This window comes from Pseudomonas fluorescens (assembly GCF_902498195.1).
GTDB classification, from domain to species: Bacteria; Pseudomonadota; Gammaproteobacteria; order Pseudomonadales; family Pseudomonadaceae; genus Aquipseudomonas; species Aquipseudomonas fluorescens_BU.
Window position 1 is genome coordinate 256,342 of record NZ_CABVIY010000003.1, and the last position, 20,461, is coordinate 276,802.

18 protein-coding genes are annotated in these 20,461 nt (G+C 61.4%); 10 read left to right on the plus strand and 8 right to left on the minus strand.

Going from position 1 to position 20,461, the window contains the following annotated elements:
* Positions 1 to 36 precede the first annotated feature (36 nt).
* The 5 genes from F8N66_RS12085 to F8N66_RS12105 all read left to right on the plus strand — a co-directional run bounded on the left by F8N66_RS12085 (position 37) and on the right by F8N66_RS12105 (position 5,694).
* On the plus strand, positions 37 to 501 hold the full coding sequence (locus F8N66_RS12085) for a (2Fe-2S)-binding protein (RefSeq protein WP_150770387.1): 465 nt from the start codon (positions 37 to 39) through the stop codon (positions 499 to 501).
* Positions 501 to 2,705, plus strand: a complete 2,205-nt coding sequence (locus tag F8N66_RS12090) for a xanthine dehydrogenase family protein molybdopterin-binding subunit (protein ID WP_150770388.1) — start codon at positions 501 to 503, stop codon at positions 2,703 to 2,705. The genes F8N66_RS12085 and F8N66_RS12090 overlap by 1 nt, the downstream gene beginning before the upstream one ends.
* 5 nt (positions 2,706 to 2,710) lie before the next feature.
* A complete protein-coding gene (locus F8N66_RS12095; RefSeq protein ID WP_150770389.1) occupies positions 2,711 to 3,601 on the plus strand; it encodes a LysR substrate-binding domain-containing protein in 891 nt (296 codons plus the stop codon).
* A 170-nt stretch (positions 3,602 to 3,771) separates the two neighbouring features.
* Positions 3,772 to 5,268 (plus strand): helix-turn-helix transcriptional regulator, encoded by a 1,497-nt coding sequence (locus F8N66_RS12100; protein ID WP_150770390.1) that lies wholly within the window; start codon positions 3,772 to 3,774, stop codon positions 5,266 to 5,268.
* A 174-nt stretch (positions 5,269 to 5,442) separates the two neighbouring features.
* On the plus strand, positions 5,443 to 5,694 hold the full coding sequence (locus F8N66_RS12105) for a DUF1652 domain-containing protein (RefSeq protein ID WP_150770391.1): 252 nt from the start codon (positions 5,443 to 5,445) through the stop codon (positions 5,692 to 5,694).
* A gap of 466 nt (positions 5,695 to 6,160) precedes the next feature.
* Here F8N66_RS12105 and F8N66_RS12110 read toward each other — a convergent pair whose 3' ends face one another.
* The 5 genes from F8N66_RS12110 to F8N66_RS12130 all read right to left on the minus strand — a co-directional run bounded on the left by F8N66_RS12110 (position 6,161) and on the right by F8N66_RS12130 (position 10,316).
* A complete protein-coding gene (locus F8N66_RS12110; RefSeq protein ID WP_150770392.1) occupies positions 6,161 to 6,928 on the minus strand; it encodes an SDR family oxidoreductase in 768 nt (255 codons plus the stop codon).
* Positions 6,929 to 6,972: 44 nt separating this feature from the next.
* Entirely contained in the window at positions 6,973 to 8,040 is a 1,068-nt protein-coding gene (locus F8N66_RS12115) for a phosphotransferase family protein (RefSeq protein WP_150770393.1), read from the minus strand.
* A gap of 143 nt (positions 8,041 to 8,183) precedes the next feature.
* Positions 8,184 to 9,149, minus strand: coding sequence for a 2-hydroxyacid dehydrogenase (locus F8N66_RS12120; protein WP_150770394.1), 966 nt, complete (start codon positions 9,147 to 9,149; stop codon positions 8,184 to 8,186).
* A 166-nt stretch (positions 9,150 to 9,315) separates the two neighbouring features.
* On the minus strand, positions 9,316 to 9,903 hold the full coding sequence (locus F8N66_RS12125; protein ID WP_150770395.1) for a TetR/AcrR family transcriptional regulator: 588 nt from the start codon (positions 9,901 to 9,903) through the stop codon (positions 9,316 to 9,318).
* Between the two features lie 29 nt (positions 9,904 to 9,932).
* On the minus strand, positions 9,933 to 10,316 hold the full coding sequence (locus F8N66_RS12130; RefSeq protein ID WP_150770396.1) for a tautomerase family protein: 384 nt from the start codon (positions 10,314 to 10,316) through the stop codon (positions 9,933 to 9,935).
* 367 nt (positions 10,317 to 10,683) lie between these two features.
* Here F8N66_RS12130 and F8N66_RS12135 point away from each other — a divergent pair, with 367 nt between their 5' ends.
* Positions 10,684 to 11,964: a serine/threonine transporter gene (locus tag F8N66_RS12135; protein WP_150770397.1), complete on the plus strand. Its 1,281-nt coding sequence runs from the start codon at positions 10,684 to 10,686 to the stop codon at positions 11,962 to 11,964.
* A 155-nt stretch (positions 11,965 to 12,119) separates the two neighbouring features.
* Here F8N66_RS12135 and acnB read toward each other — a convergent pair whose 3' ends face one another.
* On the minus strand, positions 12,120 to 14,720 hold the full coding sequence (gene acnB / locus F8N66_RS12140; protein ID WP_150770910.1) for a bifunctional aconitate hydratase 2/2-methylisocitrate dehydratase: 2,601 nt from the start codon (positions 14,718 to 14,720) through the stop codon (positions 12,120 to 12,122).
* 407 nt (positions 14,721 to 15,127) lie between these two features.
* On the opposite strand from acnB, the gene F8N66_RS12145 reads away from it, so the two are divergent.
* Positions 15,128 to 15,598: a DUF1289 domain-containing protein gene (locus F8N66_RS12145; protein WP_150770398.1), complete on the plus strand. Its 471-nt coding sequence runs from the start codon at positions 15,128 to 15,130 to the stop codon at positions 15,596 to 15,598.
* 83 nt (positions 15,599 to 15,681) lie between these two features.
* Here the strand turns inward: F8N66_RS12145 and F8N66_RS12150 are convergent, their stop codons facing one another.
* Positions 15,682 to 16,542, minus strand: a complete 861-nt coding sequence (locus tag F8N66_RS12150; protein WP_150770399.1) for a universal stress protein — start codon at positions 16,540 to 16,542, stop codon at positions 15,682 to 15,684.
* A 162-nt stretch (positions 16,543 to 16,704) separates the two neighbouring features.
* Between F8N66_RS12150 and F8N66_RS12155 the strand changes: the two genes are divergently transcribed.
* From F8N66_RS12155 to F8N66_RS12165, 3 genes are all read left to right on the plus strand, one after another.
* Positions 16,705 to 17,313 (plus strand): tRNA-(ms[2]io[6]A)-hydroxylase, encoded by a 609-nt coding sequence (locus F8N66_RS12155; RefSeq protein WP_150770400.1) that lies wholly within the window; start codon positions 16,705 to 16,707, stop codon positions 17,311 to 17,313.
* Between the two features lie 154 nt (positions 17,314 to 17,467).
* A complete protein-coding gene (locus F8N66_RS12160; RefSeq protein WP_150770401.1) occupies positions 17,468 to 18,175 on the plus strand; it encodes a winged helix-turn-helix domain-containing protein in 708 nt (235 codons plus the stop codon).
* Positions 18,176 to 19,462, plus strand: coding sequence for an ATP-binding protein (locus F8N66_RS12165; RefSeq protein ID WP_150770402.1), 1,287 nt, complete (start codon positions 18,176 to 18,178; stop codon positions 19,460 to 19,462).
* Between the two features lie 112 nt (positions 19,463 to 19,574).
* On the opposite strand, the gene F8N66_RS12170 is transcribed toward F8N66_RS12165, so the two are convergent.
* Entirely contained in the window at positions 19,575 to 20,363 is a 789-nt protein-coding gene (locus F8N66_RS12170) for a MipA/OmpV family protein (protein ID WP_150770403.1), read from the minus strand.
* Between the last annotated feature and the right edge of the window lie 98 nt (positions 20,364 to 20,461).

Sequence of the window (20,461 nt, forward strand, 5' to 3'; positions counted from 1 at the left end):
CCGCACAAAGACGGGCCGCTCTCCTGGAGCCTGACAATGATCGAATTCACGGTAAACGGCGAACGACGCGAGCTGGTAGAGACATCGCCCTCCACGCCCTTGTTATGGGTATTGCGTGACCACTTGAAACTCACCGGCACCAAGTTCGGTTGCGGCATGGGCCTGTGCGGCGCCTGCACCGTGCACCTGGACGGCGTCGCGGTGCGTTCCTGCCAGTTGCCGGTGGCCGCCGCGGCGGGACACAGCATCACCACCATCGAGGGCCTGTCGCCCACCGGACAGCATCCGCTGCAACTGGCCTGGGTTGCCGAAGATGTCCCGCAATGCGGCTACTGTCAATCCGGGCAGATCATGTCCGCGGCGGCGCTGCTCAATACCGGGGCGGCGGTCACCGACGAGTCGATCCGCGACGCCATGTCCGGCAACCTGTGCCGCTGCGGCACTTACGGGCGTATCAACAAGGCGATCAAACGTGCGGCGTCCGCGCCGAAGGAGGCGTGATGAGCCAGGGTCAGGTTGAGCTGTCGCGTCGACGTTTTCTCCAGCACAGCGCGACAGTCGCTTCAGGTCTGGCGATCGCGTTTTACCTGCCTGCGGGCGCTGCCGCGACGGGGCCGGGGGCACCGGCATCGTCGGCTGAATTCGAGCCCAATGCCTGGGTTCGCGTGTTGCCCGACGGCACGGTGAAACTGGTGGTGCACAAGCACGACTCCGGCACCGGCACCCACACCGCGCTGGCGGCGTGCGTGGCCGAGGAACTGGATGTGAACCCGATGACGGTGCAGGTGATCTCGCCGGAGAATCCGTTCTTTGAAACCTATATCCATCCGGTCTGGAAAGTCTTCTCCACGGGTGGCAGCACCAGCGTGTCGCTGGAGTACGACCGCCTGCGCCTGGCCGGCGCCACCGCGCGCACCCTGTTGATGACGGCGGCGGCCAGACAGTGGAAGGTCAGCCCCGACAGTTGCTCGACCGAAGAGGGTCGGGTGGTGCACGCCGCAAGCAAACGCAGTGTGGGCTACGGCGAACTGGTCAGCGTCGCCGCGCATTTGCCGGCACCTGCCGGGGTCACCCTGAAAGACCCGACCCAATTCAAGTACATCGGCAAGTTGCGCCATAAGCGTGATGCGCAGGCCAAGGTCTGTGGACGGTTCACGTACAGCATCGATGTGGTGTTGCCGCAGATGCTGGTGGCAGTGATTGAGCGGGCACCGGTGGTGGGGGCCAAGGTGTTGGCGGTGGATGCTGCCGCCACGCTGCAAGTGCCGGGCGTACGCCAGGTGATCGCAGTGCCGGGGCGGCCGGATATCCTGGGCGGCAACCTCGAAGGCGTGGCCGTGTTGGCAGACAACTACTGGGCGGCGCACCAGGGGCGCGAACAGCTCAAGGTGCAGTGGAGCGACTCGCCACTGGCCGGTTTCGACAGCGACGAATTGGCCAAGGCCCAGGCGGCGGCTATCGATGACCCGCACGCACAGCGGGTGACCGCGATGGCGGCCGGGGATGTGAACGCGCAATGGCCGCACGCCGCGAAGCGGCTGGAAGCCGATTACCGCATGCCGTACAAGGTGCAGAATCCGCTGGAACCGATCTGTATCACGGCCCAGGTGAAGGACAACGCGATCACTTATTGGGGTGGCGTGCAGGTGCCGTCCTCGGCGCTGGAGGCCGCGCAAACCGTGTGCAGGATCGCCCGGGACAAGGTCATCATCAACGAGCTGGTGTCCGGTGGCAGCTTTGGGGCGCGGGAAGCCAAGTACTGGCTGTTTGAAGTGGCGTATCTGGCACAGCAGGCCAGGGTGCCGGTCAAGTTGATGAACAGCCGTGAAGACGAAATGCGTGCGCTGTTCATGCACCCGGCCACCTTGCACCGGGCAAAGGGCGCGCTGGATGCACAGGGTCGCCTGACCGCGCTGCAACTCAACGCGGTGTCGCCCGCCTCGCCGGAGCAGTGGGAACCGGGCTATTTCGAACGTCCGGACAAGATGGACTACAGCACCACCGAAGCGATCACGGCGTGGGACTTTGCCTATCGTCCGGCGAACCTGGACCTGGTCTGGGTCAGGCACGAAAGTCAGGTGCCCAGTGGCTGGTATCGCTCGGTGAGCTTCATTCCCAACGTGTTCGCCGTGGAGAGCTTCATGGATGAACTGGCCCACGGTGCGGGTCAGGACCCCTTGGCCTTCCGCCTGGCCAACATGCAGGAACGTCCCCGGCATGTCGCGGTACTCAAAAGTGCCGCCGAGCGAGCCGGCTGGGGCCAGCCATTGCCGGACGGCACGGCGCTGGGTATCGCCACCAACCAGGGCTACAGCAGTTTCATCGCGGTGGTCGCCCGGGTGGCGAAAAAGGACGGCGTCATCTGCGTCGAGAAACTCACCTGCGTTGTCGATTGCGGGCTGGCGGTTTCGCCCGGCGGGGTCGAAGAGCAGATCTACGGTGGCCTGATGTGGGGCCTGGGGCACGCCTTGTTCGATCGTCTGGACATCAAGGCGGGCAGGGTGGTGCAGAGCAACTTCCATGACTACCGCGTGGCGCGCATGTCGGACATGCCCGAGGTGGACATTCTGCTGGTGGAGGGCGAACCTGGCAAACCCGGCGGCGTCGGCGAACTGGGCAGCCCGCCGGTGGCGCCAGCCATCGCCAATGCACTGTTCAACCTGACCGGGGTGCGTCAGCGTTCGACCCCCCTGGCACTGGGATAATCGCCATGGACTTGCGCTTGTTGCGGTACTTCATGGCGCTGGCCGAAGAGTTGCATTTCGGCCGGGCGGCCACGCGGCTGCACATCTGCCAGCCGCCGTTGAGCCAGCAGATTCGCCTGCTGGAAGAGGAATTGGGCACGCCGTTGTTCGAGCGCAGCCATCACCGGGTTGAACTGACCGCCGCCGGCCAGATGCTCAAGGAACAGGCGCCGCTGGTGTTCGAACAGCTCAACCGCGCGCTGGACCTGACGCGGCAGACCGGCCGTGGCCAATTGGGCGAGCTGGAAATCGGCATGATCAGCTCGGTGATGGTCGGCGTGCTGCCGCGGGCCCTGCACCTGTTTCGCGAGCGCTATCCGCACGTGAACTGGCGCCTGCATGAGATGACCCCGGCGGCGCAGGTCAAGGCGCTGAAGGAAAAACGCATCGATGCCTGCGTGTTCCGGGTCGGCTATGACGACCCGCAGTTGCGTAACGAACTGCTGGTCTACGAGCCGATCCGGGTGGTCATGCCTGCCGATCATCCCCTGGCGCAACGTGAGCGCCTGGCACCCTCGGACCTGGCGCAGGAACCGTTCGTGGCCCTGGAACTCAAGCAGTCGCGGTTTGCCGATTTCCTGTTCCAGTGCTGTCTCCAGGCCGGTTTCACGCCGCAGATCCGCCAGCAAGTGATCGAAGTACAGACCTTGCTCAGCCTGGTGCGGGCCGGGTTCGGCGTGGCGCTGCTGCCGGCGTCCATCGAACAGCTGGCCCCGGCCGGGCTGGTGTTCCGGCGCCTGGCACCGGCGTTGCCGGAGGTGCCGCTGTACGCCACTTACCGCGCGGACGACGATTCCCCCGTGCTCAAGCTGTTTCTGGATACCTTGCGCGAATTGGTGCTGGCGGACGCACGCTGAACGCAGTCACTGTGGGAGCGGGCTTGCTCGCGAAGGCGGTTTGACAGTCAACATGGAGGTTGGCTGGTACTTCGCCTTCGCGAGCAAGCCCGCTCCCACAGAATCTTCGCACTATCGCCGGGCCTGGCGGTCGTACGCTTCACAGGGGCTATCGCAAATGTGGAGAACCAATGAGCCAGGACGTCCTGACCACCGAAACCAGTCGCCGCCAGTTGCAGCAGATCATCACCGGGCTGTCCGACGGGGTGATTCTGCTGGAGCTGGACCAGACGATTGTCTGGGCCAATGACGCCGCGCTGGCCATGCACGGTGTCGCGCGGATCGGCGAGCTGGGCGCCGATGCGAAGCAATATGCGCAACGCTTCGCCTTGCGTTATCGCAACAATCACCCGGTCCCGGTTGCCAACTACCCGATCAGTCGCGTCGCGCGCGGGGAGACGTTCAGCGATGTGCTGGTCGAACTCACCCCGGTCGACGATGAAGAGCGGACCTGGGTTCACCGCGTGCGCAGCCTGGTGGTGACCGACAGCCGCGGCGAACCGGAGTCATTGGTGCTGATCATGGACGACGTCACCGACTGGGCCAATGCCGAGCAGCGCTTCGAGAAAACCTTCGCTGCCAACCCCGCGCCCGCGGTGATTTGCCGCCTCAGCGATTTGCGCTACATCAAGGTCAATGCGGGCTTTCTGGAGATGACCGGTTATACCCGGGACCAGGTGATCGGCAGCTCGACCTATGAGCTGGATGTGCTCGACCAGGCCGAAAACAAGGATCTGGCCAAGCAGCGCTTGCGCGAAGGCGGCACTATCCCGCAAATGCAGGCCGAGTTGCGACTGGCCGATGGCGGCAGCAAGCAGGTGATCGTCGCCGGCCAGCCCCTGGAGCTCTTTGACGAGCCCTGCATGCTGTTTTCCTTCGTCGACATGGAGCCCCGGCACAAGGCGGAAATCGCCCTGCGCCACAGCGAGGAGCGCTTTGCCAAGGCCTTTCGCCTGTCGCCGGTGCCGATCCTGGTCTGCCGCGCCGACGATCAAGTGGTGCTGGATGTGAACGAAGCGTTCCTCGATACCCTGGGCTATCCCCGCGAGGAGGTGCTTGGCCAAACCATCGCGCACATCGGTGTCTTCGATGACAAGGCTGCACGGACCCGGCTGTTCGCCGCACTGGAGAAATCCGCGCGCCTGGATCGCCTCGATGTGCGGATACGCAAGAAAGACACGGGGTTGATGGATTGCGCCGTGTCGGCGGACACCGTGAGCATCCAGGACCAACCCTGCTACCTGTGGGTCTTGATGGACATCACCGAGCGTAAACGCACGGAGCTTGAGTTGGTGGCGGCTATCGAGGAGGTGATGAAAGACGCCTCGTGGTTCAGCCGCACGCTGATTGAAAAGCTGGCCAATGTGAAAAGCGTCAATTCGCCCCGGTCGCCCAGTGTGTCCTTCACCGACCTGACTGCCCGTGAGCGCGATGTGCTGGGTTTGATCTGTGAAGGCCTGGCCGACAAGGAAATCGCCGCTCGCCTGAAACTGGCACCCAATACCGTGCGCAATCACGTGGCGACGGTGTATTCCAAGCTGGATGTGCACAGCCGTAGCGAGGCGATTGTCTGGGCGCGCGAGCGTGGTTTGTTTTCCGGGGCATGGCCAACCAAAGGCCAGCGGTAAGGTGCAAATGCACTAGCCGATCTGGTGCAAATGGAGGTGCTGGCGGGAGGGTACAGTTCTTAGGCTAGGGACGTGCGAACGGTATCTTCGGATCCTTCGCCCGCTCTTTGTATTTGCTAAAGGAACAGCCATGCCACACCTGATCACTGCCATCCGTCATACGGGCCAACCGCAATGATGCACCTGGCGCAATTGCGGACCCAGCTGGAGCGGACGTTTTCGCCGCTGGCCTGTGAGTGCAATGTCACGGGCGATCATACCTTGACCGTCAAGCTCTACCATCCAGTGTCCGGGCAAGTGGATCTGGTGGTCAGCGGGTTGAACCTGGCCACGCTGCAAACCCCCGAATCGGTCGCCGCACTCATTGAAGAGCTGCGTTATGAACTGCAAAGCAACACCCTGCATCGCCCCGATCCCGTGCGGTAGTTTTTGTCGGTTTTGACTACCGGACGGCCTTCCTGACCCATAAAAACTGCTTTTCTGTGATGCACCCGTGAACTTTTTGGCAGTGTTTTGTTGTCACAAACTTGTCGATCACTTTTCGCGGGTCATCCTATGAACAGTCTTGGGAAACGCGTTTTCACCCCTTTTGCGCTCTGTGCTGTCTTGCTCGGTGGCTGTGCCAGCCCGCCGCCCCCTCCACCCGCCGCGCCGCCGCCACCGCCAGAGCGTACCTGTCAAACCATGGATAAAACCGATGTCATGGGCGATATGAAAGCCGAAGGCGAGGTGACGCGGGTCACGACCACGACGCGCTGCGTCACTCAGTAAATTCGATCACGCACGATCCTTGTAGGAGCTGTCGAGTGTAACGAGGCTGCGATCTTTTGAAGCAAAATCAAAAGATCGCAGCCTCCGGCAGCTCCTACAGGGGGTACGTCGGTGGCATGGATCAGGAGAGGAAACCACCGTCCACGTTCAGCGAAACGCCGGTGGTGTAGCTCGATGCATCGCTGGCCAGGTACAGCACCGCACCGGCCATTTCACTCGGATCGGCTACGCGCTTGAGCGGGATCTGCGCCAGCGCGGTGTTCAGGATCGCTTCGTTCTTTACCAGGGCCGAGGCGAACTTGGTATCGGTCAGGCCTGGCAGCAGGGCGTTGCAGCGAATGCCGAACTGCGCGCATTCCTTGGCGAACACCTTGGTCATGTTAATGACCGCGGCCTTGGTGACCGAGTAGATGCCCTGGAACACGCCCGGCGAAACGCCATTGATCGACGCCACGTTGATGATGCTGCCGCCGCCGTTCTCGCGCATCAGCTTGCCGGCTTCCACCGACATGAAGAAGTAGCCACGGATGTTGACGTCGACCGTCTTCTGGAAGGCGCTGAGGTCGGTATCCAGCACGTTGCAGAACTGCGGGTTGGTCGCCGCGTTGTTGACCAGGATGTCCAGGCGCCCGAACTGTTCCTTGATGCCGGCGAACACCTGGCTGATCTGTTCCATTTCACCGATATGGCACGCGATGGCAGTGGCTTTGCCGCCGGCGGCGATGATCGCGTCGGCCACGTGCTGGCAACCGTCGAGTTTGCGGCTCGACACGATCACGTGGGCGCCTTGCTGCGCCAGCAACCTGGCAATGGCCTCACCGATGCCACGGCTGGCACCGGAGACGAAAGCGATCTTGCCGTCGAGGTCGAACAACTGGGTCTTGGACATGGGGTTCCCTTATAAACGGTCTTGTTATTGGGCCAGGGGCGGCATCAAAGGCTGGATTTCTGGATGACCTGCAGGCTCATCTGCTCCAGCAGTTTGTTCATGTGAATGAACTGCGCGAAGCGTTTGTCCTGGGTCTGGCCGTGGTAGAAGCGGTAGTAGATCTGCTGCACGATGCCGGCCAGGCGGAACAGGCCGTAGGTGTAGTAGAAGTCGAAATTGTCGATCTGGATGCCGGAACGCTGGGCGTAGTAATCGACGAATTCACGGCGGGTCAGCATGCCGGGTGCGTGGCTCGGCTGGCGGCGCATCAGTTGCACGGGGGCCGGGTCGTCGGCTTCGATCCAGTAGGCGAGGGTGTTGCCCAGGTCCATCAGTGGATCGCCCAGGGTCGTGAGTTCCCAGTCGAGCACGCCGATGATCTGCATCGGGTTGTTCGGGTCGAGGATCACGTTGTCGAAACGGTAGTCGTTGTGCACGATGCTGGAGGTCGGGTGATCGGCCGGCATCTTGTCGTTGAGCCAGGCCTTTACCGCCTCCCACTGTGGCGCATCCGGGGTCAGGGCCTTCTCGTAGCGATCGCTCCAGCCCTTGATCTGCCGTGCCACGTAACCTTCCGGCTTGCCAAGGTCACCCAGCCCGTAGGCGTTGTAGTCGACCCGGTGCAGCTCGACGAACTTGTCGATGAAGCTCTTGCACAGCGCTTCGGTTTTCGCCGAGTCGAGCCCCAGTTCCGCGGGCAGTTCGGAGCGCAGGATGATGCCCTTGACCCGTTCCATCACATAGAACTCGGCGCCGATCACCGACTCGTCGGTGCAGTGCACGTAGGCTTTCGGGCAATACGGAAAGCCGTCGCGCAATTGATTGAGGATGCGGAATTCGCGGCCCATGTCATGGGCGGACTTGGCCTTGTGGCCGAAAGGCGGCCGGCGCAGGACGAATTCTTGCCCGGGGTATTCCAGCAAATAGGTGAGGTTCGACGCACCGCCCGGAAACTGGCTGATCTGCGGCAGGCCGCTGAGGCCCGGAATGTGCGCCTTGAGGTAGGGATCGATCAGGCTGGCATCGAGTTCTTCGCCGGAGCGGATACGGGTGGACTGGTCAGTAAGCGCCATGCTTATCCCTTCTGCTTATTCTGGTGGCCTGAAACTATTGGCTAATCTAATGCGCGCCCCCGGCACCGACAACCACGATCGGCCCTTATAGGCGAGCGTGTTGCCGGGCAATCATTGTTTTTGATACACCTGTTTGAATTGTCCTACACAACGGCGTCGCTGATGTTGCGTGGCAACTCGATCGGGGTGATGACCGGTTGACCGGAAAAGAACGCCACGAGGTTGCGACCCACCAGTTCGACGGTACCCTGCGTGGCTTCCGGCGAGAGCCCGGCGACATGCGGGGTGAGGATGACGTTGCTCAAGGCCTTGAGCGCATCCGGCACCTGCGGCTCGGCGTCGAACACATCCAGCGCGGCACCGGCGATGCGTCGTTGTTCGAGTGCGGTAATCAGATCGGCGGTGACCACCACGCTGGCCCGGGCGATGTTGACGAGGAAACCCTTGGGGCCGAGGGCGTCGAGTACCTGGCGATTGACCAGGTGCTGGGTGCCGAGGCCACCGGGGGTGGCGACGATCAGAAAGTCCGAGGCGCGCGCCAGCTCCGTGGGTGTGGCGCAGAACTCGTAGGTCACGTCGCTGCGATGCTGGCGGTTGTGGTAGCACACGCTCATGTCGAAACCGGCGGCGGCGCGTTTGGCGATGGCCATGCCGACGGCACCGAGGCCGAGAATGCCCAGGCGTTTGCCGGCCAGTGACGGGCGCATGATCTTCGGCCACTCGCCCCGGCGTACGGCGGCGTCGCAGCGAGGCACATCGCGCACCAGTGACAACAACAGGGCCATGGCGTGGTCGGCGACGGAGGAGGCATTGACCCCGGCGCCATTGGTCACCGTGATGCCACGGTCGGCGGCGGCTTGCAGGTCGACCATTTCATAGCCGGCACCGATCACGCAGATGATCTTCAGGTTGGGCAGGGCGGCGATTTCATCGGTGTACAGGCCCAGCGGGCCACGGGTCAATACGGCGTCGATCTGGGCGCTGTGGCGGCTGATGGCTTCGGCGCGCTCGGCGGGGGTCGGGGCCAGTATCAGGTGGAAGCCCTGATGTTCGAGGATAGGCAAGTAATCATTGATGGTTTCAACCAGTACGAGAACGGTTGCGGGCATGCGTGGCTCCTGTGGGCATGGGTATCGGGCTCGAACGTCAATGGAGATTGCTGGCTACCGGGCGTTTTGGCAATGCCGACGTGGTAGCCGCGCTTCTCATTGTAGGCGCTGGCGCCGCCGCCGATTTTTTTTCAACGACCGCGACTATTCAGGCAAGGGGAGGGGGTCAAGGCTGGTCAGTGGTCAGAAAGCGCTTCGCCGCGTCGAGGATTTCATCCGACAGCGCGTCGCCCCGGCTGGCCCGGGCCAGGGTCAATGCGCCCACCATCAGTGAGTATTGGGCCAGCGCCTGAAGTCGTTGTTCGCCGGGATCCTCTGAATCCATCAGCTTGCCGAACGAATCGAGAAGTCGATTCAGGCCGTCCATGAACGGCTCGCGCAAGCCGCTCCCGGCACTCTCGTGGCACATGTCGCCGGCGAAGGCCACCACCGGGCAGCTGTCGCCAGGATTGTCGCGGCTGTGGGTGGACAGGTAAGGCTCGATCAGGGCACGGCGCGCGGCGGCCTTGTCGTCGGTGGTGATCCGTTCCCGCCAGCGCGTGCCCACTTCCTTGAACGCCCGCTCGCTGGCCTCCCTGGCCAGCGCTTCCTTGGACTCGAAGTGACCATAGAAGCCGCCATGGGTCAGGCCGGCAGCGGCCATGACATCGACGACGCTGATCCCGTGCAAACCGCGCTCGCGGAACAGCCGCGTGGCGGCATCGACAATGATTTCGCGGTTGAGGTCGGCTTGCTTGCGGGAAACTCGGGGCATTGGCGGCTCACAGGTATCAAAATTAAGAATCAGAGGGCGTACTGGGCAATGCCATTGCCGAACGACCAGTTTTCTTTCTTCACTTCCACCAGATTAATGAAAACATCTTCCAGGCGCACGGACAGTTCTGCATTCAGGCTCTCGGCGATGGTTTTGTAGAGCAGTTTCTTCTGTTCGACGGTGCGTCCTTCGCTGAGGGTGATCTGGATGATCACCAGCCCGTCGCTGCGCGGGATGCCCAGGTAGTTCGGATCGAAAATGAAATGATGCTCGTCGTGTTCGGCCAGGATCTGGAAATTATCGTCCTTGGGCACGCCAATGGTGCTGTGCATGGCGGCGTAGATCAGCTCGCCGATACGTTTGGCGTAGTTGGGGTCCTGTTGCTTTTTGATTTCGACGCGAACCAGTGGCATGGGATGACTCCAGAGGGAAGACAGGTGTGTTTAAAAATACATGATGATTGACCTTTATCAAGTGCGGGCCGGTCTTTGCCGATGAAACGACGCCACTCCCTGTAGGAGCGAGCCTGCTCGCGATGGCGGTGTATCAGCCAATACAGGTGCTGGATTTGCCGCCGCTATCGCGAGCAGGTTCGCTCCCACAGGGTTAAGGGTTGCCTTGCGAATCTCAAATTGGCACCACCGTTCCTCACCTAAGTCTTTGCTTCTGCTCATTAATCCCGGAGAATCGCGCGCTTGTTTCGGCCAGGGCACTGCCTGTCGGGTACTCCGACGCGTTCTGGCCGGGTGGCAAGTGACCGGAATGTGGAGATCCCACCGGATGAATGATCAGGCCAATAGCGTCAACGAACGCTATGTAGACGCGACACCAGCGACCCTTTCGAGCTGGAATCGCCAAGACACCACCTGGATGCTGGGCCTGTTTGGCACGGCGATTGGTGCCGGTACCCTGTTTTTACCGATCAACGCAGGCCTGGGCGGCTTTTGGCCGTTGCTGATCCTGGCGCTGCTGGCGTTCCCGATGACCTTCTACGCACACCGCGGCCTGACCCGCTTTGTGTTGTCCGGCCGTGAAGGCGCGGACATCACGCAAGTGGTGGAGGAGCATTTCGGCCTCAAGGCCGGCGCGGTGATCACCTTGCTGTACTTCTTCGCGATCTTCCCGATCCTGCTGATCTACAGTGTCGCCCTGACCAACACCGTGGGCAGCTTCCTCGAACATCAACTGCACATCACGCCGCCACCGCGTGCGGTGCTGTCGCTGGTGCTGATCCTCGGCCTGCTGGCGGTGGTGCGTTGCGGCGAACAGATGATCGTCAAGGCCATGAGCCTGATGGTCTACCCGTTCATCGTCGCGTTGCTGTTCCTGGCGGTGTTCCTGATTCCGCACTGGAACGGCGGCATCCTGACCACGGCCAGCACGTTGCCTGAGCCGTCGGCGTTGCTGCACACCCTGTGGCTGGCGATTCCGGTGATGGTGTTCTCGTTTAACCACTCGCCGATCATCTCGGCGTTCGCGGTGGACCAGAAGCGTCGTTACGGCGAGCACGCCGAACAGCGCAGTTCGCAGATCCTGTCCCGCGCCCACGCCTTGATGGTGGTGATGGTGCTGTTCTTCGTCTTCAGCTGCGTGCTGACCCTGTCGCCGGCGCAACTGGCCGAGGCGAAGGCGCAGAACCTGTCGATCCTGTCGTACCTGGCCAACCACTTCGACAACCCGACGATCGCCTTCGCGGCGCCGTTGATTGCGTTCGTGGCCATTTCCAAGTCATTCCTGGGGCACTATATCGGCGCCAGCGAAGGGCTGAAGGGCTTGATCGTCAAAACCGGCAAGCGTCCGTCAACCAAGGCGCTGGATCGCATGACTGCGGCTTTCATGCTGGTGGTGTGCTGGATCGTCGCCACGCTGAACCCGAGCATCCTCGGCATGATCGAAACCATGGGCGGCCCGGTGATCGCGGCGATCCTGTTCCTGATGCCGATGTACGCCATCCGCAAGGTGCCGGCCATGGCCCGCTATCGCGGTCAGGCGTCGAACGTGTTTGTGGTGGCGGTGGGTCTTGTGGCGATTTCGGCGTTGATCTATTCGCTGAGTGCCTGATCCCCGAAGATCAAAAGATCGCAGCCTGCGGCAGCTCCTACATTGGAATGCGTTTCCCTGTAGGAGCTGCCGCAGGCTGCGATCTCTTGATTCGAAAGGCATAAAAAAACGCCGCTCATCTCACGATGGGCGGCGTTTTTTATTGCTTTGTAACCTTAGGCTTGAACGACCGGGATCTTGGCGTTCGCTGCAACTTCACGGAACTCGGCAATCTGGTCGAAGGACAGGTAGCGGTAGACATCGGCCGCCATGCTGTCGATCTTGCCAGCGTATTCCATGTACTCCTCGACGGTCGGCAGGCGACCCAGGATGGAAGCCACGGACGCCAGCTCGGCCGAAGCCAGGTAGACGTTCGCGCCGTCACCCAGACGGTTCGGGAAGTTACGGGTCGACGTCGACACCACGGTGCTGTTCGGCTCTACACGTGCCTGGTTACCCATGCACAGCGAGCAGCCCGGCATTTCCATGCGAGCGCCAGCCTTGCCGTAGATGCCGTAGTAGCCTTCTTCGGTCAGTTGGTGAGCGTCCATCTTGGTCGGCGGCGACAGCCACAGACGGGTTGGCAGCTGACCCTTGACCTGATCCAGCAGTTTACCGGCAGCGCGGAAGTGACCGATGTTGGTCATGCACGAACCGATGAACACTTCGTCGATCTTCTCGCCAGCAACGCTGGAGAGCAGGCGAGCGTCATCCGGGTCGTTCGGAGCGCAGAGCACAGGCTCGTTGATCTCGGCCAGATCGATTTCGATGACTTCGGCGTATTCGGCGTCGGCATCGGCTTCCATCAGCTCAGGGTTGGCGATCCAGGCTTCCATCGCTTGAGCACGACGTTCCAGGGTACGTACATCGCCGTAGCCTTCGCCGATCATCCAGCGCAGCAGGGTGATGTTGGACTGCAGGTACTCGGTGATCGAGTCTTTCGACAGCTTGATGGTGCAACCGGCAGCCGAACGTTCGGCCGAGGCGTCGGACAGCTCGAAAGCCTGTTCGATGCTCAGGTTGTCCAGGCCTTCGATTTCCAGGATGCGGCCGGAGAAGGCGTTTTTCTTGCCTTTCTTCTCGACGGTCAACAGACCTTTCTGGATGGCGAAGTAAGGAATGGCATGAACCAGGTCACGCAGGGTGACGCCAGGCTGCATTTTGCCTTTGAAGCGCACCAGGATCGATTCCGGCATGTCCAGCGGCATCACGCCGGTGGCTGCGGCGAACGCTACCAGGCCGGAACCGGCCGGGAACGAAATGCCCATCGGGAAACGGGTGTGGGAGTCACCACCGGTACCGACGGTGTCTGGCAGCAGCATGCGGTTCAGCCACGAGTGGATGATGCCGTCGCCCGGACGCAGGGAGACGCCGCCACGGGTCATGATGAAGTCAGGCAGGGTGTGGTGGGTGGTCACGTCGATCGGCTTCGGATAAGCCGCGGTGTGGCAGAAAGACTGCATCACCAGATCAGCGGAGAAGCCCAGGCACGCCAGGTCTTTCAGTTCGTCACGGGTCATTGGACCGGTGGTGTCCTGGGAACCCACGGTGGTCATCTTCGGTTCGCAGTAGGTGCCAGGACGCACACCGGCTACGCCGCAAGCCTTGCCGACCATTTTCTGCGCCAGGGTGAAACCCTTGGTGCTTTCGGCTGGCGCTTCAGGCTTCTTGAACAGGTCGAACGCAGGCAGACCCAGCTCGGCGCGAGCCTTCTCGGTCAGGCCACGGCCGATGATCAGCGGAATACGGCCGCCAGCGCGTACTTCGTCCAGCAGCACCGGGGTCTTCATTTCGAAGGTGGTCAGGACTTCGTCGGTGCCGTGCTTGCAGACTTTGCCAGCATGCGGGTACAGGTCGATCACGTCGCCCATGTGCATGTTGGAGACGTCGAATTCGATTGGCAGTGCGCCAGCATCTTCCATGGTGTTGTAGAAGATCGGAGCGATCTTGCTGCCGAAGCAGAAACCGCCGGCACGCTTGTTTGGCACGTAAGGAACGTCGTCGCCGAAGAACCACAGTACGGAGTTGGTCGCCGATTTACGCGAAGAACCGGTACCGACCACGTCGCCGACGTAGGCGATCGGGAAGCCGGAGTTGCGCATTTCTTCGATCTGCTTCATCGGGCCGGTGACGCCTTGTGCGTCAGGCACGATGCCGTCGCGAGCCATTTTCAGCATGGCCAGGGCGTGCAGCGGGATGTCCGGGCGGGACCAGGCATCAGGGGCAGGGGACAGGTCGTCGGTGTTGGTCTCGCCAGTCACCTTGAACACGCGCAGGCTGATCTTGTCGGCCAGGGTCGGGCGGTTCTTGAACCACTCGCCGTCAGCCCAGGATTGCAGTACGCCTTGGGCGTGAACGTTGCCGTTCTTGGCTTTTTCAGCCACGTCGTGGAAAGCGTCGAACATCAGCAGGGTGTGCTTGAGTTCCTTGGCCGCTACTGGCGCCAGTTCGGCGTCGTCCAGCAGGTTGACCAGGGTCACGATGTTGTAGCCGCCCTGCATGGTGCCGAGCAGTTCAACAGCGCGCTTCTTGTCGAGCAGAGGAGATTTGGCTTCGCCTTTGGCGAGGGCGGACAGGAAGCCGGCCTTTACATAGGCTGCTTCGTCCACTCCAGGTGGAACGCGATTGGTGATCAGGTCAACGAGGAAAGCTTCTTCGCCAGCCGGGGGATTTTTCAGCAGCTCGACCAGGCCTGCAGTTTGTTCGGCGTTAAGCGGCTGGGGAACGATACCCAGTGCTGCACGCTCTTCGATATGTTTGCGGTAGGCTTCAAGCACAGTTATTACCCTCATCAGTGGTCCCAAATGGGTGTCCGGGACGCTCATCCCGAAATTGCCGTACTCATGCGCTGCGTGGCGTTGTGGGCCACTTAGCCAGAATTACCGACAATTCCTTACAGAAGCTGCTTTCAAAGTTTTACGCCTGCAGAACGGGAGCTGATGAGGGTTGGCGTTGGGCTTTTCCCCGCTGGAAAAACCCCTCGCCAACACCGCTCTGAAGGAACGACTGTGCTCGTGACGCTTTGAAAACAGCTTCTAACGGACATTGGCGCCTTAAAAGGCTGGCTGATTCTACGGCAAAAAAATATTAAAGGTAAGTTGGAGTCCGAATTTTGAGGGGTGATGAATGTTAGACAAAGGGCTAACATGCCGGCCTGTTTCGCTTTTTCGTGTTCTGCCTACCTATGCCCAATCAGACCATCAAGACCCCCTGCGTCGGCCTTTGCTCCACTGTTTACGGTGACCTGGTGTGCCGTGGCTGCAAGCGTTTCCACCATGAGGTGATCCACTGGAACGGCTACAACGAAGAAGAAAAACGGGCGGTGTGGCTGCGTCTTGAACAGCTGTTGTCCCAGGTGATGGCGGCCAAGGTGGAAATTTTCGATGCGTCGCTGCTCAAGACCCAGCTGGAGCAACGCAAGATCCGCTTCGTGCCGCACCAGTCGGTCTATTGCTGGGCCTACCAGTTGATCGCGCGGGGTGCGCGGGTGATCAATAATCTGGAAGCCTACGGGATGGTGTTGTTGCCGGAGTTCCGCGAGTGGAACCTGCCGGAACTGCGCGATGCCATCGACCGGGAGTTTTTCCTGCTGTCCGAGGCGCATTACCAGCGCTACATCGCGCCGGGTTTCCTCAAGGATGCCTTCGGCGGCTAAAAAGATCGCAGCCTTCGGCAGCTCCTACAAGATTGCGTTCAACCTGCAGGAGCTGCCGAAGGCTGCGATCTGTTGATCTTCACTCAATGCCGGGCAAGCTCTTCCAGATGATCCTCGACCTCCTGAGGCTTGAGCACCAGCACATCACTCTCGACCGCATCCAGCACCACTTCCGCCGTGTTGCCGATCAAGGTTCCGGACAACCCGCTGCGCGCCACGGTGCCGATGACTGTCACCGCCGCCTGAAGCTTGTGCACCATGAACGGAATCAACACGTCCGCCGGGCCTTCGGCGATGTGCAGGTGCTCGTCGTCGATGTCGAATTCGGCCTGGAACGCCCGGCACTGCTCGCGATAACGCGCCTCGATGGTTTCACTGAGCTGCAGGGTAGGGTCGGCTGCCGACAACATCGGTGAAGGGTGGGCGCTGATCACGTGCAGGTGGGCCTTGGCCAGGCTGGCGATGTCGTAGCCGTAATCGATGATGGTGTTGTGCAAATGACGGTGTTCGCTCTCCATATTGCCCACATCCACGGCCGCCAGGATCACCTTGTCCTTCCACGAGCCGCTGGTTTTCACCAGCAACACCGGGGTCGGGCAGTGACGCAGCAGTTTCCAGTCCGCGGGGGTCAACAGGGCTTTTTTCAGCGCGCCGTCGGGGAAATGCTGCTTGACCACCAGGCCGCAACCTTCGGCCTGCTGCACGTCGACGATGGTTTCGTGCAGGCTCTGGTTCCAGGCTTGCTCGGTGGTGACACTATAGCCGTCCTCCAGCAAGGCGGCCTTGAGCACGCCCAGCATGGCGCTGTGATCATGCCGGGGGTCGCACACCAGCAGGTGCAGGTGCGCCTGGGTCACGCCGGCAATCAGTTTGGCCCGTTTGAGCGCCAGGCTTTCCGAGTGTTCGGGTTCGATGACCACCAGAATGCTGCGTATGGCTTGCATGATCGGGATCTCCTGAAAATGAAAAAGCGAGGCGTTGCACAACTATAGTTGCTGCCCGTCGGGCGGGGTGTTGATACATATCAACGGTCGGCGACTGGTGGTCTGGCGGCAGGCCGGTATAATCGGCGCCCTTCGTTTTGAACCTTCTATCCCGTGGGCCCCATGATCCTTCCCGACATTCACGAATTCCTAGGCTGCCGCACCCCCGACGGCTGGGTCCAGGCCGCGCTGGCCGATCAGGAAACCCTGCTGATCGACCACAAGAATTGCGAGTTCAAGGCTGCCAGCACGGCATTGAGCCTGATTGCTAAATATCACTCCCACGTCGACCTGATCAACATGATGTCGCGTCTGGCGCGGGAAGAGTTGGTGCACCACGAACAAGTCATGCGCCTGATGAAAAAACGCAAGATCGCGCTGCGCCAGCTGTCCGCCGGGCGTTACGCCTCGGGGTTGCGCAAGGTGGTGCGCAGTCACGAGCCGGTGAAACTGGTGGATACCCTGGTGGTCGGGGCGTTCATCGAAGCCCGCAGTTGCGAGCGTTTCGAAGCGCTGGTGCCGCATCTGGACGAAGAACTGGGCAAGTTCTACTTCGGCCTGCTGAAAAGCGAAGCCCGGCACTTCCAGGGCTACCTGAAACTGGCTTACCAGTACGGGGATGCCAAGGACATCGCCCAGGTGATCGACAAGGTCCGCGCTGCCGAGCAGGCGCTGATTGAGTCGCCGGATGTGGAGTTCCGCTTTCACAGCGGTGTGCCCGCAGCCGCCTGACGTGCTGTCCGGAAACTGTTAAAAACTCTTAAGAAAATGAAACATCATCGAAAACCGGCCCACGAGGCCGGTTTTTGCTGCCTGCCATCTGCGGCCCGGCATGGATCGGCGGCATAATGCCGACCCTTCACTTTCGAGTTGGCAGTCGCGCGTTATGGATAACCTGGGTTTCGGCAAAGTACTGCTGGTGGAAGACGACGAAAGGCTCGCCGGGCTGATTGCGCATTTCCTGGCGCAACACGGCTTCGAGGTGCGACAGGTACATCGCGGCGATCTCGCGCTGGCTGCGTTTCTTGATTTCAAGCCCAAAATCGTCGTGCTCGACCTGATGCTGCCGGGCCAGAGCGGCCTGCACGTGTGTCGCGAGATCCGGAGCGTGGCCGATACGCCGATCGTCATCCTCACGGCCAAGGAGGACGACCTCGACCACATTCTGGGCCTCGAATCCGGCGCCGACGACTACGTGATCAAGCCGATCAAGCCCCCGGTGCTGTTGGCCCGCCTGCGCGCCTTGCAGCGTCGGCAAACCCCGGACGCGGGCGTGTGCAACGCCCTGGAGTTCGGCCACCTGCACATCGACCGCAGCTGCCGCGAAGTGCGCCTGGCTGGCGAGGGTATCGAACTGACCACCATGGAGTTCGAGCTGCTGTGGCTGCTGGCCAGCGCCGCCGGCAAGATCCTGTCCCGCGATGACATTCTCAACCGCATGCGCGGCATTGCCTTCGACGGCCTCAATCGCAGCGTGGATGTCTACATCAGCAAGCTGCGCGGCAAGCTCAAGGACAATCCCCGCGAGCCGGTGTGCATCAAGACCATCTGGGGCAAGGGTTACCTGTTCAATCCGTTTGCGTGGGAGCTGTAAATGCTGCGGTTATTCCTGGGGTTGTACCTGGTGCTGGCGGTGGGGCTGGTGCTGGCCTTGCAGACGGTCGAACATACGTTCAATGCCCTGCTCGATAATCAGATGGTCGCTTACAACCGTGAGGCGGTGCGCGGCCAGGCCTGGTCGCTGGTCGAGCAGTTGCGCGGGCTGCAAGGCGCCCAGCGCGAACAGCATTTGCAAAAACTGCGTCCGCACTACGGCCTGGGGCTGAGCCTGGTGGAGTCGCAGGCGCTGGACCTCGATGATCAGGAGCGAGCGCAATTGGCGCAAGGGACGCTGGTGATTCGCGATCACTACAGCCAATTCATTTCATCGATCGACGGCGGTTCCCAGCTGCTCAGCATCAAACTGCCGGCCGAACCGAGCCTGATGCCGTTCTACATCGCAGCGGCTTACTCGATGCTGGCCGGGCTGATCGGCATCGTGCTGTTTTTCTGGGTGCGGCCACACTGGCGCGACCTGGAGAAACTGCGGCTGGCGGCCGAGCGTTTCGGTGACAACGACCTGTCGGCGCGCATCCAGTTGTCAAAACGCTCGAACATCCGCGACCTGGCAGAACATTTCAACCTGATGGCGGCGCGCATCGAAGGCTTGATCGCCAACCAGCGTGAGCTGACCAACGCCGTGTCCCATGAGTTGCGCACGCCAATCGCCCGGCTGTCGTTCGAACTCGACCAGCTCAAGCAACAACCCGATCCGGAGCAGAACCGCGAGTTGATTGCCGACATGTACGCCGACCTCGGCGAGCTGGAAGAAATGGTCTCGGAACTGCTGACCTACGCCAGCCTGGAGCGCGGCGCCACGGTCATCACCCGGGAAAACATTCAGGCCCTGAGTTGGCTCGACAGCGTGGTCGGCAGTGTGGCGCTTGAGGCTGAAGCGGCCGGGGTGCAGTTGCTGATAGTCGAGTGCCAGGTCGACGAGGTGCGGATCGAGCCGCGCTTCATGGCGCGGGCGGTGATCAACCTGCTGCGCAATGCCATTCGCTATGCCCGGGCGCGGGTGGAAGTGTCGCTGGTGCGCAGTGGCGATCATTACGAAGTGCGGGTCAACGACGACGGCCCGGGCGTGCCGCTGGACGGCCGGGAGAAAATCTTCGAACCGTTCTCGCGCCTCGATGCCAGCCGTGACCGTCGTACCGGTGGCTTCGGCCTGGGCCTGGCGCTGGTCAGGCGCGTGTCGCAATCCCATGGCGGGCAGGTGCAGGTGATGGACTCGCCGTGGGGCGGTGCGTCGTTTCGCATGACGTGGGCGCATCTGGATTAGAGCTGTGTTGTTCTCACTGGCGCCTTCGCGAGCAAGCTCGCTTCCACAAGTGAACGCCTGTCAATGTGGGAGCGGGCTTGCCCGCGAAGAGGCCATCAGCCACACCCAGACGTTAGAAGGTGTACACCACCTGCGCAGCCAGCGAAGCCTGCATCCGCCGCTCGACAATCGGGCTGTCCGCCGCATCACCTGCCAGATACTGCACCGCCAGTACCGTGTTAACGCTCCACTGCTCATCAAGCGGCAACGTCCAGGTCAGGTCCGCCCCGCGACTGACCATTCCGCCACGGGTGTCATGGGCTTTGAACTGACTGCGCGACGCCTGCGCCGTACTGACGCCATACCAGGTGCGCACATAGTTGGCGTCACCGAACTGACTGTTGAGACTACCCACGACCTTGCCGTAATGACCGTCATAAAACGGTGCGCTAATGCTCAACTTCAACCGGTTCCAGGCCGAGCCGGTGTCGTGATCCTCATCGTCTTGTTCCAGTGCATGCTCTAATTCCGCGCCGAGGATGACAGGGCCCATGTGATACCTGCCATCCAGGCCCAGTACTGGTCGTGACTTGATCGAGCCCATGCCGTTGAGCTCGTCCGAGCCCTTGAACCCGGTCTTGCGATCCTTGCGTGCGTCACTGGCGCCGATGTACACGCTGAGGCCGAAATCGTTGTTGTCATAGGCCCAGCCCAGACCCTTTTGGGTGTCGAGAAATATTCCATAAGGGCTGACAATTTCACCGCCAATCAGCGGCGCCGTCACCTGTTCTTTGCTGCCGCTGTAACGCGGCGCGCTGGCGACACCGGCGCGAAGGCTGTAGCGCCAGTCTTCGGCATGCAATGAGTCGATGGGCAGGAGCAGGCAGCAGGAAGTCAATGACAGACACAACGAACGGAACATGGGAACACCCTTGGGGAAATTGGATGCCCATGCTAGGTAGCGGCCGATGCGCAGTCTTTGGCAGCTTTGTCGGGAAACTGTCAAAGACTGTGAAGGGG